Raw genomic sequence first — 15,851 nt, forward strand, 5'->3', positions numbered from 1 at the left:
GCGGTCCTGCGGCCGTTCCCCCGTCCCGTATGTCACGTCGCGGCCCGCTCCGCGGCGAGACCGGCCCGGCGCAGCACCACGGCCTGGCGGATGTAGTCCAGACCGGTGACCACCGTCAGCACGACGGCGACCGCCATCACCCAGAAGCGCAGGGTCGCGAGCGGCCCGGTCAGCGCGAGGACGTACATGCCGACGGCGGTGCCCTGGGCGAGGGTCTTCAGCTTGCCGCCCCGGCTGGCCGGAATGACGCCGTAGCGGATCACCCAGAAGCGCATGAGCGTGATCCCGAGCTCGCGGCCGAGGATGACTCCCGTCACCCACCAGGGCAGGTCGCCGAGCCAGGACAGGCACACGAGAGCCGACCCCATGATCGCCTTGTCGGCGATGGGGTCGGCGATCTTCCCGAAGTCCGTGACCAGGTTGTACGTCCGGGCCAGGTGTCCGTCGAAGATGTCCGTGATCATGGCGACGGCGAAGGCCGCCCACGCCCACGCCCGCCAGACGGGGTCGTATCCCCCGTCGGCGAGCAGCAGCAGGACGAATCCCGGCACGAGGACGAGCCGGATCATCGTCAGGATGTTGGCGATGTTCCACAGGCTGGCCTGATTGACGGCCGCGGTCCCGAGCTTCGCGCCGGGCGCGGGCCGACGGCCGGTCCCGCCCGCCGCTGGTGCCGGGACACCGGTCATCCGGCCGCCTCCTCAAGATCCGCGTCAAGGGCCTCGGCCACCAGGTCCACACCCAGCGTCCCGACCACCTTCGCGGTGACGATACGCCCCGGGACCAGTCCCGCGCCGTCCGTGAAGACGACCTGGCCGTCCGTTTCGGGAGCCTGGTGGGCGGCGCGCCCGTAGGCACCCTCGCCCTCCTCCGCCTCGTCGAACGGGACGACCGTCTCGACGAGCACCTCCAGGGTCTCCCCGATCCGCTCCTCCGCGCGCTGCGAGGTGAGCTCCTCGGCGAGGCGCTGCATGTGTGCGAGGCGCTCCGCGATGGTGTCCGCGTCCAGCTTGCCGTCGTAGGTGACGGCTTCGGTGCCGTCCTCGTCGGAGTAGCCGAAGACGCCGATGGCGTCGAGGCGGGCGTGCGTGAGGAAACGCTCCAGCTCGGCGAAGTCCGACTCCTTCTCGCCGGGGAAGCCGACGATGAAGTTGGACCGGACGCCGGCCTGCGGGGCCTTGGAGCGGATGGTGTCCAGCAGCTCCAGGAAGCGGTCGGTGTCGCCGAAGCGGCGCATGGCGCGCAGCACGTCGGGGGCCGAGTGCTGGAAGGAGAGGTCGAAGTACGGGACGACCCCCGGGGTCGAGGTGAGGACGTCGATCAGCCCGGGCCGCATCTCGGCGGGCTGGAGGTAGCTGACGCGGACGCGCTCGATGCCGTCCACCCCGGCCAGCTCCGGCAGCAGGGTCTCCAGCAGCCGGATGTCGCCGAGGTCCTTGCCGTACGAGGTGTTGTTCTCGGAGACCAGCATGATCTCCTTGACGCCCTGCTCGGCGAGCCAGCGCGTCTCGCCCAGCACGTCGCTGGGGCGGCGGGAGACGAAGGAGCCGCGGAAGGACGGGATGGCGCAGAAGGAGCAGCGCCGGTCGCAGCCGGAGGCCAGCTTGACCGAGGCCACCGGGCTCTTGTCCAGGCGGCGGCGCAGCGGGGCGCGCGGCCCGGAGGCGGGGGCGACCCCGTCCGGCAGGTCGGCGGGGGCTTCGGCGACCGGCTCCTGGGCGTGGCCGGGCAGGGCCACCGCCGCGTCCTGGCGGTCCGCCGGGCTGATCGGCAGCAGCTTGCGCCGGTCGCGCGGGGTGTGGGAGGCGTGGATGCCGCCGTTGAGGATCGTCTGGAGGCGGTCGGAGATGTCGGCGTAGTCGTCGAAGCCGAGGACCCCGTCGGCTTCGGGGAGCGCTTCGGCGAGCTCCTTGCCGTAGCGCTCGGCCATGCAGCCGACGGCGACGACGGCCTGGGTCTTGCCGTGATCCTTCAGATCATTGGCTTCCAGCAGGGCGTCTACGGAGTCCTTCTTGGCGGCTTCGACGAAGCCACAGGTGTTGACGACGGCTACGTCCGCGTCGGCGGCGTCCTCGACGAGCTCCCAGCCATCCGCCGCCAAGCGGCCTGCGAGCTCCTCCGAGTCCACCTCGTTACGGGCGCAGCCAAGAGTGACAAGGGCGACGGTACGGCGTTCGGGCATGGACTCAAGACTACTTCGTCCGGACGGCGCCCCCCGCCCCAAGTCCCCCCACGGCAAGATCCCCGGGGCCGGCGGCTGGTGCCGCACGGGGTCCCGGGGATCTGGAATTTCTTGTTCCGCGCTGGTCAGCCCGCCTGGGCCTGACCCTCACGGGGATCGTCCCTGGTGTAGGTGAGGCGTTCCACCTGACCCTGCTGGAAGCGTTCCTTGATCTCCTTGCCGTTCACGAACAGCTTGACGGCGCCGGCGTCGCCGAGCACGAGGTCGACGGACTCCTTGTCCGTGAAGGTCTTCGACTCGCCGTGCGCGAGGGTGCCGTCGAACAGCAGCCGGCCGCTGTGGTCCTTCGCGGAGATCCAGCTCTCCCCGGTGTCGGCCGTCAGGACGACCGTGACGAGGTCCTTGGGAGCCGCGGCGATGGCGCTGTCCGAGGGCTCCGGCTTGGGGGCCTTCGGGGTCTGCTGGGGCTGGGCGGCGGGCTTGCCCGCGGGCTTCTTGGGCGCGGGCTGCGGGGCGGCGGAACCTTCCGCCACGGGCCGCTTGCCCTCGTCGTCCCCGCCGCCGAAGGCGGTGAAGCCGACGAAGCCGATCACGGCGACGATGGCGGCGACCATGGCGGCGGTCCAGTTGGGCCGCTGCCGTTCGGGGCGGATCCGCTCGGCTTCGAACATCGGCGCGGCGGGGGTGGGTGCCGGCCGGCCGCCGTGGGCCGCGTCGAAGCTGTCGATCAGGGGTGCCGGATCGAGGTGCACGGCGCGGGCGAGCGTACGGATGTGACCGCGGGCGTAGACGTCGCCGCCGCACCGCGTGAAGTCGTCCTCTTCGATCGCGTGCACGATCGGGATGCGCACGCGGGTGGTGGAACTGACCTCGTCGACTGTCAGCCCGGCGGCGATCCGGGCCTTCTTGAGGGCCGTCCCGATGGACGGACCTTCGACGGAACGTTCGACGAGACGGTCCTCGGACCGGTCGTCGGTCGAAGGCCGCTCTTCTTCGGGGGAGTTGGAGTTGCCGATGGACACGAGGGCGCCTTTCGAGCGTGTAGCCACCTGCTGGCTTCCCAGTCTAGGGGGGTGACGAAAGGGTGGGGCAACCGGAGGGTGCCCTCCCTACGCCATCCGAATGGCTTCGGGAAACACCCACCGCTGTCTCCCTCAACTTGACGCACGCCCGGGGGAAACGGTTGCCCTGCGATCCCATGCGGTCGAGTGAGCCGGACGGCCGCCCGTCAGGGGGCGTCCTCCCCCCGGATCACGGCGAGGACCCCGTCCAGTTCGTCCGGTTTGATCAGGACATCGCGCGCCTTCGACCCCTCGCTCGGGCCGACCACGCCCCGGGACTCCATCAGGTCCATGAGCCGGCCCGCCTTGGCGAAACCCACCCGCAGCTTGCGCTGGAGCATCGACGTCGAACCGAACTGGGTGGAGACCACCAGCTCCGCCGCCTGGCACAGCAGGTCCAGGTCGTCGCCGATCTCCTCGTCGATCTCCTTCTTCTGCTTCTGCCCGACCGTCACGTCGTCCCGGAAGACGGGCGCCATCTGGTCCTTGCAGTGCTGCACGATCCCGGCGATCTCGTCCTCGGTGACGAAGGCGCCCTGGAGGCGGACCGGCTTGTTCGCCCCCATCGGCAGGAACAGCCCGTCACCCTTCCCGATCAGCTTCTCGGCGCCCGGCTGGTCCAGGATGACCCGGCTGTCGGCGAGCGAGGAGGTGGCGAACGCGAGCCGCGAGGGGACGTTCGCCTTGATCAGACCGGTGACCACGTCCACCGAGGGCCGCTGCGTGGCGAGCACCAGGTGGATGCCGGCCGCGCGGGCCAGCTGGGTGATGCGCACGATCGAGTCCTCGACGTCGCGCGGGGCCACCATCATCAGGTCCGCGAGCTCGTCGACGATCACCAGCAGGTACGGATACGGGCTCAGCTCCCGCTCGCTGCCCGGCGGCAGCTTGATCTTGCCGTCCCGGATCGCCTGGTTGAAGTCGTCGATGTGGCGGTAGCCGAAGGCGGCCAGGTCGTCGTAGCGCAGGTCCATCTCGCGCACCACCCACTGCAGGGCCTCGGCGGCCCGCTTGGGGTTGGTGATGATCGGCGTGATCAGGTGCGGGATGCCCTCGTAGGCGGTCAGTTCCACCCGCTTCGGGTCGACGAGGACCATCCGGACGTCCTCCGGCGTGGCCCGCACCATCACCGAGGTGATCAGGCAGTTGATGCAGGAGGACTTGCCGGAGCCGGTGGCGCCCGCGACCAGCACGTGCGGCATCTTCGCGAGGTTGGCCATGACGTAGCCGCCCTCCACGTCCTTGCCGAGCGCCACCAGCATCGGGTGGTCGTCCTCGGCGGCGTCCGCCAGGCGCAGCACGTCACCGAGGTTGACCATCTCGCGGTCGGTGTTGGGGATCTCGATGCCGACCGCGGACTTCCCCGGGATCGGGCTGATGATCCGCACGTCCGGGGAGGCCACGGCGTAGGCGATGTTCTTCGCCAGCGCCGTGATCCGCTCGACCTTCACCGCGGCGCCGAGCGTCACCTCGTAGCGGGTGACCGTCGGGCCCCGGGTGAAGCCGGTGACCTGGGCGTCGACCTTGAACTCGGTGAAGACGTTCGTCAGCGAGGCGACGACCGCGTCGTTGGCGGCGCTGCGGGTCTTGCCGGGGCCGCCCTTCTCCAGCAGGTCCAGCGAGGGCAGGGCGTACGTGATGTCGCCGCGCAGCTGGAGCTGCTCGGCGCGCGGCGGCAGCGGCTGGGCCTCGCGCGGGGCCTTCGTCAGGTCCGGCACCGACAGCGTCCCGGAGACCGCGGCGGTCCGCTCGTGCGGCGCGTCGTCCCGCGCCGCGGCGTCCGGGTCCGCGGCGGGGACGGGGGCCGTCGGCGCGGCCGGGGCGACGGGGGCGGCGGGGGCAGCGGGGGAGCCGGGCCGGCCCGCCCGGGCGGGCGGCACCGGAGCGGTGACCTCCACCGCGTCGCGGTCCCCGGAGATCCCCTGGGTCAGGTCGGCGACCAGCGGCGACGGGGGCAGCCCCCCGTACACCACGCCGTCCAGCGCGGCGGCGGCCGCGGCCGCCACGTCGACGGCGTCCATCCCCTGCTCCCCGCCCCGCACGGCGCCGCGGCGCGGCCGGCGCCGGCGGGCCAGCGCGGCCTCCTCGGCCTCGTCGGCGGGATCCCCCGCGGCGGCGGAGCGGGCCCGCCACTGCTCGGCGTCGTGGCGGTCCTGCCGGGCGGCGCCCTCCTGCTCGGCGTACCGCTCGTCGTACTCGTTCGGCGCGATGATCCCGAGCCGGATCCCGAGCCGGCGCAGCCGCTGCGGGATCGCGTTGACGGGGGTCGCGGTGACCACCAGCAGCCCGAACACCGTCAGCAGCACCAGCATGGGCACGGCCAGCGGCGCGCCCATCGTGAAGATCAGCGGCTTGGAGGCGCCCCAGCCGACGAGCCCGCCCGCGTTCTGCATCGCGGTGGTGCCCTCGTCACGGCCGGGCGCCCCGCAGGCGATGTGGACCAGCCCGAGGACACCGATGACCAGCGCGGAGAGGCCGATCCCGATCCGCCCGTTGGCATCGGTCTGCTCGGGGTGGCGGATGAACCGCACGGCCATGACGCCGAGCAGGACCGGCACGAGCAGGTCCAGGCGCCCGAACGCGCCGGTGACCAGCATCGTCACCAGGTCGCCGACCGGCCCGCTCAGGTTCGACCAGGTTCCCGCGGCGACGATCAGCGCCAGGGCCAGCAGCAACAGCGCCAGCCCGTCCTTGCGGTGCGCGGGGTCGAGGTTCTTCGCGCCCCGGCCGAGCCCGCGCAGGACAGCGCCGATGGCGTGCGCGAGACCGAGCCAGCAGGCGCGCACCAGCCGCAGCACGCCCCCGCTGGGCGACGGCGCCGGTTTGGCGGCAGCCTTCTTGACGGGCGCGCGGCGGGCCGCCGCGGCCTTCTTCGCGGGCGGCTTGCGCGCGGGCGCCGCCTTCTTGGCCGGCGCCGTCGTACGGCCGGTGCGGCCCTTCGCGGTGCCCGCGGTGCTCTGGGAACCCTTGCCGGACGTACTTGAGGCCATGGGGCCGAGGTTACCGGTGCGCACGCCGGTGGACACGCGTGCCCACCCCTTCACCCGTTCGTGTCGCCCCGTCCGTACGCGCTTTGACGCCCCGGCAGACCTGACGCCCGCCCAGCCGGAGCCGGAGGCGGGCGTCTTCGCCGTACGGGAGGGCTCAGCCCTGGGCGGGCAGCATCGCCGCGCCCCCGCCGGTTCCCGGCTCCAGGGCGTCCAGGGCCCGCCGCAGCCCGGTCAGCTTGCGCTCCAGGTGCGCGGCGGTGGCCACCACAGCGGCGTCGGCGGAGTCCTCGCCGAGCTGCTTGGTCAGGGCCTCGGCCTGCTCCTCGACCGCGGCGAGCCGCGCCGAGAGCTCCGCCAGCAGACCGGCGGTCTCCTTGCTGCCGTCGCCGTTGGAACCGCCGCCCTCCAGCTGGAGCCGCAGCAGCGCCGCCTGTTCGCGCAGTTGGCAGTTCTTCGTGTAGAGCTCGACGAACACCGAGACCTTGGCGCGCAGCACCCAAGGGTCGAACGGCTTCGAGATGTAGTCCACCGCGCCCGCCGCGTACCCGCGGAACGTGTGGTGCGGACCGTGATTGATCGCGGTGAGGAAGATGATCGGAATGTCCCGGGTCCGTTCGCGCCGCTTGATGTGCGCGGCCGTTTCGAATCCGTCCATGCCCGGCATCTGCACATCCAGCAGGATGACCGCGAAATCGTCCGTGAGCAGCGCCTTGAGCGCTTCCTCCCCCGACGACGCCCGGACCAGTGTCTGATCGAGCGCGGAGAGGATGGCCTCCAGCGCCAGCAGATTCTCCGGCCGGTCGTCGACCAGGAGGATCTTGGCCTTCTGCACCATGCCCTGTCCTCCTCGCCCCGGCATGGGGCCTCCCCGGCTCCTGGCTCCGGCAGGTGCGCCGGGCCCCGCCCCAGAGGACGGCATCCTTGCGCCGTCCGTCCTTGTGCCGGTCATCGTAGCCCCAGTCCCGAGATCGCCACACCCTGTCACCAAGATGTCACTGTGCACGAAGCGGAAACGTGAGGGGAGGGCAGAAGGTTCCCCTCCTGCCCTCCGCCCACCGCACCGCATCCGATCAGTCACCGCGCATGTGCTGCTCCATGACCGACAGGAGGTAGTCGGGCTCGACCGGCTTGGTGACGTAATCGGAAGCCCCGGAGTCGATGGCCTTCTCCCGGTCCCCCTTCATCGCCTTCGCCGTCAGCGCGATGATCGGCAGCCCCGCGAACTGCGGCATCCGCCGGATCGCCGAGGTCGTCGCGTACCCGTCCATCTCCGGCATCATGATGTCCATCAGCACCACCGCCACGTCGTCGTGCTGCTCCAGCACCTCGATGCCCTCCCGCCCGTTCTCGGCGTAGAGCACCGCCAGCCCGTGCTGCTCCAGCACGCTCGTCAGCGCGAACACGTTGCGCACGTCGTCGTCCACGATCAGCACCCGCTCCCCGTGGAAGTCGTACGTCCGCGCCGCCGCCGCGACCGGCTCGTCCAGCTCCCAGGCCTCCCCGTAGGGCTGCCCCGGCACCTCGGCGCGCGGCGCCGCGTCGCTCAGCTGCTTGCGCCGGCGGCGGAACAGCGCCGAGCCGCCCCCGGCGGCCGGCTCGGCCGTCGGCAGCGCCTGGCGCACCGGCGCCGGCGCCAACGGCGCGGGGGCCGCCGGCTGCGCCTGCGGCGCCGCCTCCTCGGCCGGCCTGCGGTACTCCCCGCGCGCCCCGCCGGGCGTGGGCGGCGCGTACCCCTGCGGCGGCAGCTCGCTGGGGTGCAGCGGCAGGTACAGCGTGAAGGTCGAACCCCGCCCGGGCTCACTGGCCGCGTGGATCTCCCCGCCCAGCAGGCGGGCGATCTCCCGGCTGATGGACAGGCCGAGGCCGGTGCCCCCGTACTTGCGGCTGGTCGTGCCGTCGGCCTGCTTGAACGCCTCGAAGATCACCAGCATCTTGCTCGCCGCGATCCCGATACCCGTGTCCGTCACCGAGAAGGCGATCAGGTCGGCGTCCGCCTCGCGCAGCGAACCGGCCTCCAGCAGCTGCTCCCGGATCGCCGTCGGCACGTCACCGCCGGCGGGCCGGATCACGAGCTCCACCGCCCCGTTGTCGGTGAACTTCACCGCGTTCGACAGCAGGTTGCGCAGCACCTGCAACAGCCGCTGCTCGTCGGTGTGCAGGGTGGCGGGAAGCTCCGGGGAGACCCGTACCGAGAAGTCCAGGCCCTTCTCCGCGGTCAGCGGCCGGAAGGTGGCCTCGACGTAGTCCACGAGCTGGACCAGCGCGATCCGGGTCGGCGAGACGTCCATCTTGCCCGCCTCGACCTTCGACAGGTCGAGGATGTCGTTGATCAGCTGGAGCAGGTCCGAACCCGCACCGTGGATGGTCTCGGCGAACTCCACCTGCTTGGGCGAGAGGTTCTCGTCCGCGTTGTCGGCGAGCAGCTTCGCCAGGATCAGCAGCGAGTTCAGCGGGGTGCGCAGCTCGTGCGACATGTTCGCGAGGAACTCGCTCTTGTACCGCATCGATACGGCGAGCTGCTCGGCCCGCTCCTCCAGGACCTGCCGGGCCTCCTCGATCTCGGTGTTCTTCACCTCGATGTCCCGGTTCTGCTGGGCCAGCAGCTCGGCCTTCTCCTCCAGCTCCGCGTTCGCGGCCTGCAGGGCCTTCTGCCGGTTCTCCAGCTCGTCGGAGCGCTCCCGCAGCTGCTCCGTCATCTCCTGCGACTGCTTGAGGAGCACCTCCGTCTTGGAGTTGACGGAGATCGTGTTGACGCTCGTACCGATCATCTCGGCGATCTGGCTCAGGAAGTCCTTCTGGATCTGCGTGAACGGCTGGAAGGCCGCCAGCTCGATCACCCCGAGGACCTTCCCCTCGAACAGCACCGGCAGCACGATCACGTGCGCGGGCGGCGCCTCCCCCAGTCCCGAGGAGATCTTCAGGTAGCCGGGCGGGGTGTTCTCCACCAGGATCGTCCGCTTCTCCTCGGCGACCGTCCCGATCAGCCCCTCCCCCGGCCGGAACGCGATGGGCATCTGACCGCCCGCGTACGCGTAACTCCCGCGCATCCGCAGCTCGTACGAGCCCTCCCCGGACCCGTCCGTCCCGATGTCGGTCCCGCCCCCGGTGGGCAGCACCAGGAAGAAGGCCCCGTGCTGCGCGGAGACCACCGGAGTCAGCTCGCTCATGATCAGCGAGGCCACGTCGTCCAGCTCCCGGCGGCCCTGCATCAGGGCCGAGATCCGGGCCAGGTTGCCCTTGAGCCAGTCCTGTTCCTTGTTGGCCAGGGTGGTGTCGCGCAGGTTCACGATCATCGTGTTGATGTTGTCCTGGAGGACCTGGATCTCCCCCGCCGCGTCCACGTCGACCTTCAGGCTCAGGTCGCCGCGGGTCACCGCGGTGGCCACGGCCGCGATCGCGCGCACCTGCCGGGTGAGGTTGCCGGCCATCTCGTTCACGGACTCCGTCAGGTCACGCCAGGTGCCGTCCACGTCCCGCACCCGGGCCTGACCGCCGAGGATGCCCTCGGTACCCACCTCGCGGGCCACCCGGGTCACCTGGTCCGCGAAGGAGGACAGCTGGTCGACCATCGTGTTGATGGTGGTCTTCAGCTCCAGGATCTCGCCCCGCGCGTCGATGTCGATCTTCTTGGTCATGTCGCCCTTGGCGATGGCGGTCGTGACCATGGCGATCTGCCGCACCTGACCGGTGAGGTTGGAGGCCATGAAGTTCACCGAGTCGGTGAGGTCCTTCCACGTACCGGAGACCCCGGGGACGTGCGCCTGGCCGCCCAGGCGGCCCTCCGTACCCACCTCGCGGGCCACGCGCGTGACCTCGTCCGCGAACGAGGACAGGGTCTTGACCATCGTGTTCACGGTGTCCGCGAGCTGCGCGACCTCTCCGCGCGCCTCGACGGTGACCTTCTTCGTCAGGTCGCCGTTGGCCACCGCCGCCGAGACCTGCGCGATCCCGCGCACCTGGGCCGTCAGGTTCCCGGCCATGGTGTTGACGTTGTCGCTGAGGTCCTTCCAGATGCCGGTCACCCCGCGCACCCGGGCCTGACCGCCCAGGATGCCCTCCGTACCCACCTCGCGCGCGACCCGCGTCACCTGCTCGGCGAACGAAGACAGCTGGTCGACCATCGTGTTCACGGTGGTGACGAGTTCGAGGATCTCCCCCTTCGCGTCGACCGTGATCTTCTTCGACAGGTCGCCCATGGCGACCGCCGTGGTCACCTCGGCGATGTTGCGCACCTGCGAGGTCAGGTTGTTCGCCATGAAGTTGACGGACTGGGTGAGGTCCTTCCAGGTGCCGGAGACGCCCTTCACCTCCGCCTGGCCGCCCAGGATGCCCTCGGTGCCCACCTCGCGGGCCACCCGGGTCACCTGCTCGGCGAAGTTCGAGAGCTGGTCCACCATCGTGTTGAGGGTGTTCTTCAGCTCCAGGATCTCGCCCCGCGCGTCCACGTCGATCTTCTGCGACAGGTCACCGCGCGCCACCGCCGTGGCGACCTGCGCGATGTTGCGCACCTGCGAGGTCAGGTTCCCGGCCATGCCGTTCACCGAATCCGTCAGGTCGCGCCACACGCCGGCCACGCCCGGCACCTGCGCCTGACCGCCGAGCCGGCCCTCCGTACCCACGTCCCGGGCCACCCGGGTCACCTGCTCGGCGAAGGCCGACAGCTGGTCCACCATCGTGTTGATGGTGTTCTTCAGCTCCAGGATCTCGCCCCGCGCGTCCACGTCGATCTTCTGCGACAGGTCGCCCCGCGCCACCGCCGTGGTCACCTGGGCGATCTGGCGCACCTGCGAGGTCAGGTTCCCGGCCATGAAGTTGACCGAGTCGGTCAGCTCCTTCCAGGTGCCGGACACCCCCTCCACGCGCGCCTGACCGCCGAGCCGCCCCTCCGTACCCACGTCCCGGGCCATCCGCGTGACCTGGTCGGCGAAGGAGGACAGCTGGTCCACCATCGTGTTCACGGTGTTCTTCAGCTGGAGCATCTCGCCGGAGACGTCCACGGTGACCTTCTGCGACAGATCGCCGTTCGCCACCGCCGTCGTCACCTGGGCGATGTTGCGGACCTGTCCGGTGAGGTTGCGGAAGGCGGTGTTCACCGAATCGGTGAGGTCCTTCCACGTCCCGGCCGCCCCCGGCACCTGCGCCTGACCGCCGAGCTCACCCTCCACGCCGACCTCACGGGCCACACGCGTCACTTCGGCACCGAAGGACTGGAGCTGGTCCACCATCGTGTTGACGGTGTTCTTCAGCTCCAGCATCTCGCCGGCCACGTCCACCGTGACCTTCTGCGACAGGTCCCCGTTGGCCACCGCCGTCGTCACGGTCGCGATGTCCCGCACCTGCGTGGTGAGGTTGCGGAAGACCGTGTTCACCGAATCGGTGAGGTCCTTCCACGTCCCGGCCGCGCCCGGCACCTGCGCCTGACCGCCCAGCGTCCCCTTGGCCCCGACCTCGCTCGCCACGCGCGTGACCTCGTCCGCGAACGTCCGCAGCGTCTCGGTCATCTGGTTGATCGTTTCGGCCAGCTGCGCGACCTCGCCGCGCGCGCTGACCCGCACCTTCTGCGACAGATCGCCGTTCGCGACCGCCGTCGTCACCTGCGCGATGCCGCGCACCTGGGCGGTGAGGTTCCCCGCCATCGTGTTGACGGAGTCGGTCAGGTCCTTCCACACGCCCGCGACCCCGGGCACCTTCGCCTGGCCGCCCAGCTCGCCCTCCGTACCCACCTCACGGGCGACCCGGGTCACCTCGGAGGAGAAGGAGGACAGCTGGTCCACCATCGTGTTCACGGTGTTCTTCAGCTGGAGCATCTCGCCGGCCACGTGCACCGTGACCTTGCGCGACAGATCGCCCTTGGCCACCGCGGTCGTGACGAGAGCGATGTCACGCACCTGGGCGGTGAGCCGGTACGCCATCGTGTTGACGGAGTCGGTCAGGTCCTTCCAGGAACCCGACATCCCGCGCACCTGGGCCTGACCGCCGAGCTTGCCCTCGGTACCCACCTCCAGCGCCACCCGCGTCACCTCGTCGGTGAACGCCGACAGCTGGTCGACCAGGTTGTTGACCGTCCGGCCGACCTTCAGGAACTCCCCGCGCAGCGGATGCCCGACCCCCTCCGGGGACTGCGTCCGCAGGTCCATCCGCTGGTCGAGATCACCCTCGGCCACCGCCGACAGCACCCGGCCCACCTCGGACACCGGCCGGGCGAGATCGTCGACCAGCTGGTTCGAGGCGTCGATCGCCGCCGCCCAGGAACCCTCACAGGCACCCGTTTCCAGCCGTTCGCTCAGCTTGCCCTCGCGCCCCACCGTCCGCCGGACCCGCGACAGCTCCCCGGTCAAGTGCAGGTTCCGGTCGGCGACCTCGTTGTAGACGGCGGCGATCTCCGCCATCACGCCCTCGCCGGACACCGTCAGCCGCTTGCGGAAGTTACCGTCCCGCATCGACACCAGGGCCGTGAGCAGCCGGTTCAGCGCGGCGGTATCGACTTCCGTCGTGCCGCCCCGCCGGGACCGTCCGCCCTTCGGGCGCGCTCCCGTACGCCGCACCGCTGCGCCAGACTCCACCGTGTCCCTCCCGAAAGGGTCGACCGCTGTTCCACCGGACATCCGACTATCCAAGACCGGCTCTCCAAGACTGCCCAGTGTTTCACCCCGGCCCAACCAGGCCATAACACTCCGGCACCATCGCACACCGGCCGCACCCCGCGGGTGGAATCCCGGGCGACGGCCACCTCGCGACCGCGAAGGTAAGTAACCTGGCTACCGATGTCCCACCGCGTCGAAGGAGACTTGTGATCACGGCACGGGCGGCTGCCAGTTTCGACCCTCAAGGGCGCTCGGTCGCCGCCGCCCGCGCGTTCGTCCGCGACACCCTGCAGGGCTGGGGCTTCGCGGACATCGTCGACGACGCGGTGGTGCTCACCAGCGAGCTCGTCACCAACGCCGTGGTCCATGCCGGAACCCGGGCCGAAGTCCTGTGCCTGCGCACCGAGGACGGCGTACGCGTCGAAGTCGGCGACCGGTACCCCGAACGCGAACTCCCGCTCCAGCACCCCGGTGAGCGCCCCTACGCCGACCCCGACCGCGAGAGCGGCCGCGGCCTCATGCTGTGCGCCGCCCTCGCCACCCGCTGGGGCGTCGAGTACACCGCCACCCACAAGCACGTCTGGTTCCGCCTCGACCTGCCGGACCGGCCGGTCGGTACCCGCTCCGCGGGCCCCGTCGTCCCCGACCAGCTGCTGCCGCTCGCCGACAGCCGGGTCCGGGTGGCCGTCCTCCAGGTCGACTCCGCCGATTCCGTCTCCGCCTGGAACGACGACGCCGAGCACATCTTCGGCTACCCCGCCGAGAAGGCCCTCGGCCGACCGCTCGCCGAACTCGCCGCCTGGCCGCAGACCCCCGGAACGGGCACCGGCGTCGTCGAAGCCCTGCGCCTGTCGCGCTGGGAGGGCAGCTACGGCATCCGCGGAGCCGACGGCCGGGTCATCCCCGTCTACGCCTCCCACCTGCGCGTCCGCGATGCCCACGGCGAGCCCTCCATCGTCTGCCTCCTCGTCCACGACGACGAGCGCGCCCTGCTCCAGACCCCCACCCGGGCCCCCTCCTCCGACGGCGGCCAGCTCACCGAGCCGCGCGCCGCCGACCCCTTCGAGCTGTTCATCGGCTCCCCCGCCCCCGACGACCTGGAGGGCCTGCTCCAGCGCACCGTCGAACGGGCCCGCGACATGCTCGACGCGGACGCCGCCTTCCTCCTGCTGGCCACCGACGACGAGACCGAGCTGGAGGTCCGCGCGACCACCGGCCTGCCCTCCACCCGCCAGCGCTTCGCCCGCGTGCCCGTCGAGGCCGGCACGAGCCGCTACGGGTCCGCCCGCATGCCCGCCGTCCACGACGACCTCGCCGCCGTCCCCGGAGCCGTCCCGCTCCTGGAGGCCACCGGCATGCGCTCCGTGGTCACGGTCCCCCTCAAGGTCGAAGGCCGCCTCACCGGCTCCCTCGGCGTCGCCACCGAGGCACCCGACCGCTACTCCAACGAAGAGGCCCTGCGCCTCCAGTTCGCCGCCGACCGCATCGCCCTCGCCGTCGAATCCGCCCGCCTCGGCGAGCTGGAACGGCTGCGCCGCGGCTCCCTCTCCTTCCTCGTCGAAGCCTCCGACCTGCTCGCCGGCACCCTCGACCGGGACCAGACCCTGGCCCTCATGGCCCAGATGACCGTCCCCACCCTGGCCACCTGGTGCGCCGTCTACACCATCGCCGACCAGGCCTCCGACCCCTTCCTCGCCTACGTCCTGCACGAGGACGAGGAACGCATCGACGGCCTCAAGGCCCTGCTCTCCCGGGTGAGCGCGCCCGAACCGGTCCGCGAGGCGGGCGCCCGCCCCTGGGCCGAGGCCACCGTCGCGGTCGGCGGCGAGACCGTCGTACTGCCTCTCCTCGCCCGCAACCGGGTCATCGGCATGCTCACCCTCGGCAAACCCCGCGAGGAGCACTTCCGCCAGGAGATCCTCGAACTCGCCGACGACCTCTCGCGCCGGGCCGCCCTGGCCCTCGACAACGCCCGCCTCTACTCCGAGCGCACCGCGATCAGCCGCTCCCTCCAGCGCAGCCTGCTGCCGCCCGGCTCCCCCGCCGTCCCCGGCATGGAGGTCGAGGTCATCTACCGCGCGGCCGGCGAGGGCAACGAGGTGGGCGGCGACTTCTACGACGTCTTCCCGATCCGCGAGGGCGTGTACGGCTTCGCCATCGGCGACGTCTGCGGTACGGGCCCCGAGGCGGCCGCCGTCACCGGCCTGGCCCGCCACGCCCTGCGCCTGCTCGCCCGCGAGGGCCTCAGCGCCCCCGCGGTGCTGGAACGCCTGAACGCGGCCATCCTCGACGAGGGCGCCCGCAGCCGCTTCCTCACCCTTCTGTACGGAGAGCTGCACCCCAGGCCGGACGGCGGCGCCCTGATGAAGGTCGTCTGCGCCGGCCACCCGCTGCCCCTGCGCCTGCGCCCCGACGGCCACGTCAGCCCGGCCGCGGAACCGCAGCCCCTGCTCGGCGTGATCGAGGACCTCGACCTCTACGAGCAGACCCTGACCCTGGAACCGGGCGACGTCCTCCTCTGCGTCACGGACGGCGTCACGGAACGCCGCGAGGGTGCGCGCATGCTCGGCGACGACGGCCTCGCCGAGGTCCTCACCACCTGCACCGGCCTTACGGCCGGCGCGGTCGCCTCCCGCATCCTGCGCGCGGTGGAACGCTTCGCCGCGGAGCCCGCCTCGGACGACATGGCGATCCTGGCCTTCCGCGTCCCCCAGCAGCGCGAGGGCGACTGACCCCACTCGGGCCCCTGCCCTCGGCTCCGGCCACGGCAGGGGCCGGGGCCGAGGGCAGGGGAAGAGGGAACCGTTTCCGACCCAGAACGCAAAAAAGGCCCCCGCCAATTGGCGGGGGCCTTTTCCCTTGGAGCCCTTTAACGGAATCGAACCGTTGACCTTCTCCTTACCATGGAGACGCTCTACCGACTGAGCTAAAAGGGCGGGTTGTTCGGCGGCGTCCTACTCTCCCACAGGGTCCCCCCTGCAGTACCATCGGCGCTGAAAGGCTTAGCTTCCGGGTTCGGAATGTAAACCGGGCG

General features: G+C 71.2%; 7 protein-coding genes, 1 tRNA gene and 1 rRNA gene. 1 reads left to right on the plus strand and 8 read right to left on the minus strand.

Annotated features, from left to right (window positions below):
• Positions 1 to 32: 32 nt before the first annotated feature.
• From pgsA to ACGFXC_RS28640, 6 genes are all read right to left on the minus strand, one after another.
• Positions 33 to 689 carry a CDP-diacylglycerol--glycerol-3-phosphate 3-phosphatidyltransferase gene (gene pgsA / locus ACGFXC_RS28615; protein ID WP_393717503.1) on the minus strand — a complete coding sequence of 219 codons (657 nt, stop codon included), beginning with the start codon at positions 687 to 689 and terminating at the stop codon, positions 33 to 35.
• Complete coding sequence (gene rimO, locus ACGFXC_RS28620; protein WP_393717505.1) at positions 686 to 2,182, minus strand: 30S ribosomal protein S12 methylthiotransferase RimO; 1,497 nt, start codon at positions 2,180 to 2,182, stop codon at positions 686 to 688. The genes pgsA and rimO overlap by 4 nt, the downstream gene beginning before the upstream one ends.
• 125 nt (positions 2,183 to 2,307) lie before the next feature.
• Positions 2,308 to 3,204 (minus strand): RodZ domain-containing protein, encoded by an 897-nt coding sequence (locus ACGFXC_RS28625; RefSeq protein ID WP_393717507.1) that lies wholly within the window; start codon positions 3,202 to 3,204, stop codon positions 2,308 to 2,310.
• 206 nt (positions 3,205 to 3,410) lie between these two features.
• Positions 3,411 to 6,233 carry a DNA translocase FtsK gene (locus tag ACGFXC_RS28630; protein ID WP_393717508.1) on the minus strand — a complete coding sequence of 941 codons (2,823 nt, stop codon included), beginning with the start codon at positions 6,231 to 6,233 and terminating at the stop codon, positions 3,411 to 3,413.
• Positions 6,234 to 6,387: 154 nt separating this feature from the next.
• Positions 6,388 to 7,068 (minus strand): response regulator, encoded by a 681-nt coding sequence (locus tag ACGFXC_RS28635; protein WP_351827714.1) that lies wholly within the window; start codon positions 7,066 to 7,068, stop codon positions 6,388 to 6,390.
• Positions 7,069 to 7,303: 235 nt separating this feature from the next.
• Complete coding sequence (locus ACGFXC_RS28640; RefSeq protein WP_393717509.1) at positions 7,304 to 12,796, minus strand: HAMP domain-containing protein; 5,493 nt, start codon at positions 12,794 to 12,796, stop codon at positions 7,304 to 7,306.
• Between the two features lie 191 nt (positions 12,797 to 12,987).
• Between ACGFXC_RS28640 and ACGFXC_RS28645 the strand changes: the two genes are divergently transcribed.
• Positions 12,988 to 15,549, plus strand: coding sequence for a SpoIIE family protein phosphatase (locus ACGFXC_RS28645; protein WP_393717520.1), 2,562 nt, complete (start codon positions 12,988 to 12,990; stop codon positions 15,547 to 15,549).
• A 128-nt stretch (positions 15,550 to 15,677) separates the two neighbouring features.
• Here ACGFXC_RS28645 and ACGFXC_RS28650 read toward each other — a convergent pair.
• Both ACGFXC_RS28650 and rrf read right to left on the minus strand, forming a co-directional pair.
• Positions 15,678 to 15,753: transfer RNA gene (locus ACGFXC_RS28650), tRNA-Thr, on the minus strand.
• 5 nt (positions 15,754 to 15,758) lie between these two features.
• Positions 15,759 to 15,851: ribosomal RNA gene (gene rrf / locus ACGFXC_RS28655) — 5S ribosomal RNA — on the minus strand; the annotation flags it as partial.

Source organism: Streptomyces sp. NPDC048507 (assembly GCF_043199995.1).
GTDB lineage: Bacteria > Actinomycetota > Actinomycetes > Streptomycetales > Streptomycetaceae > Streptomyces.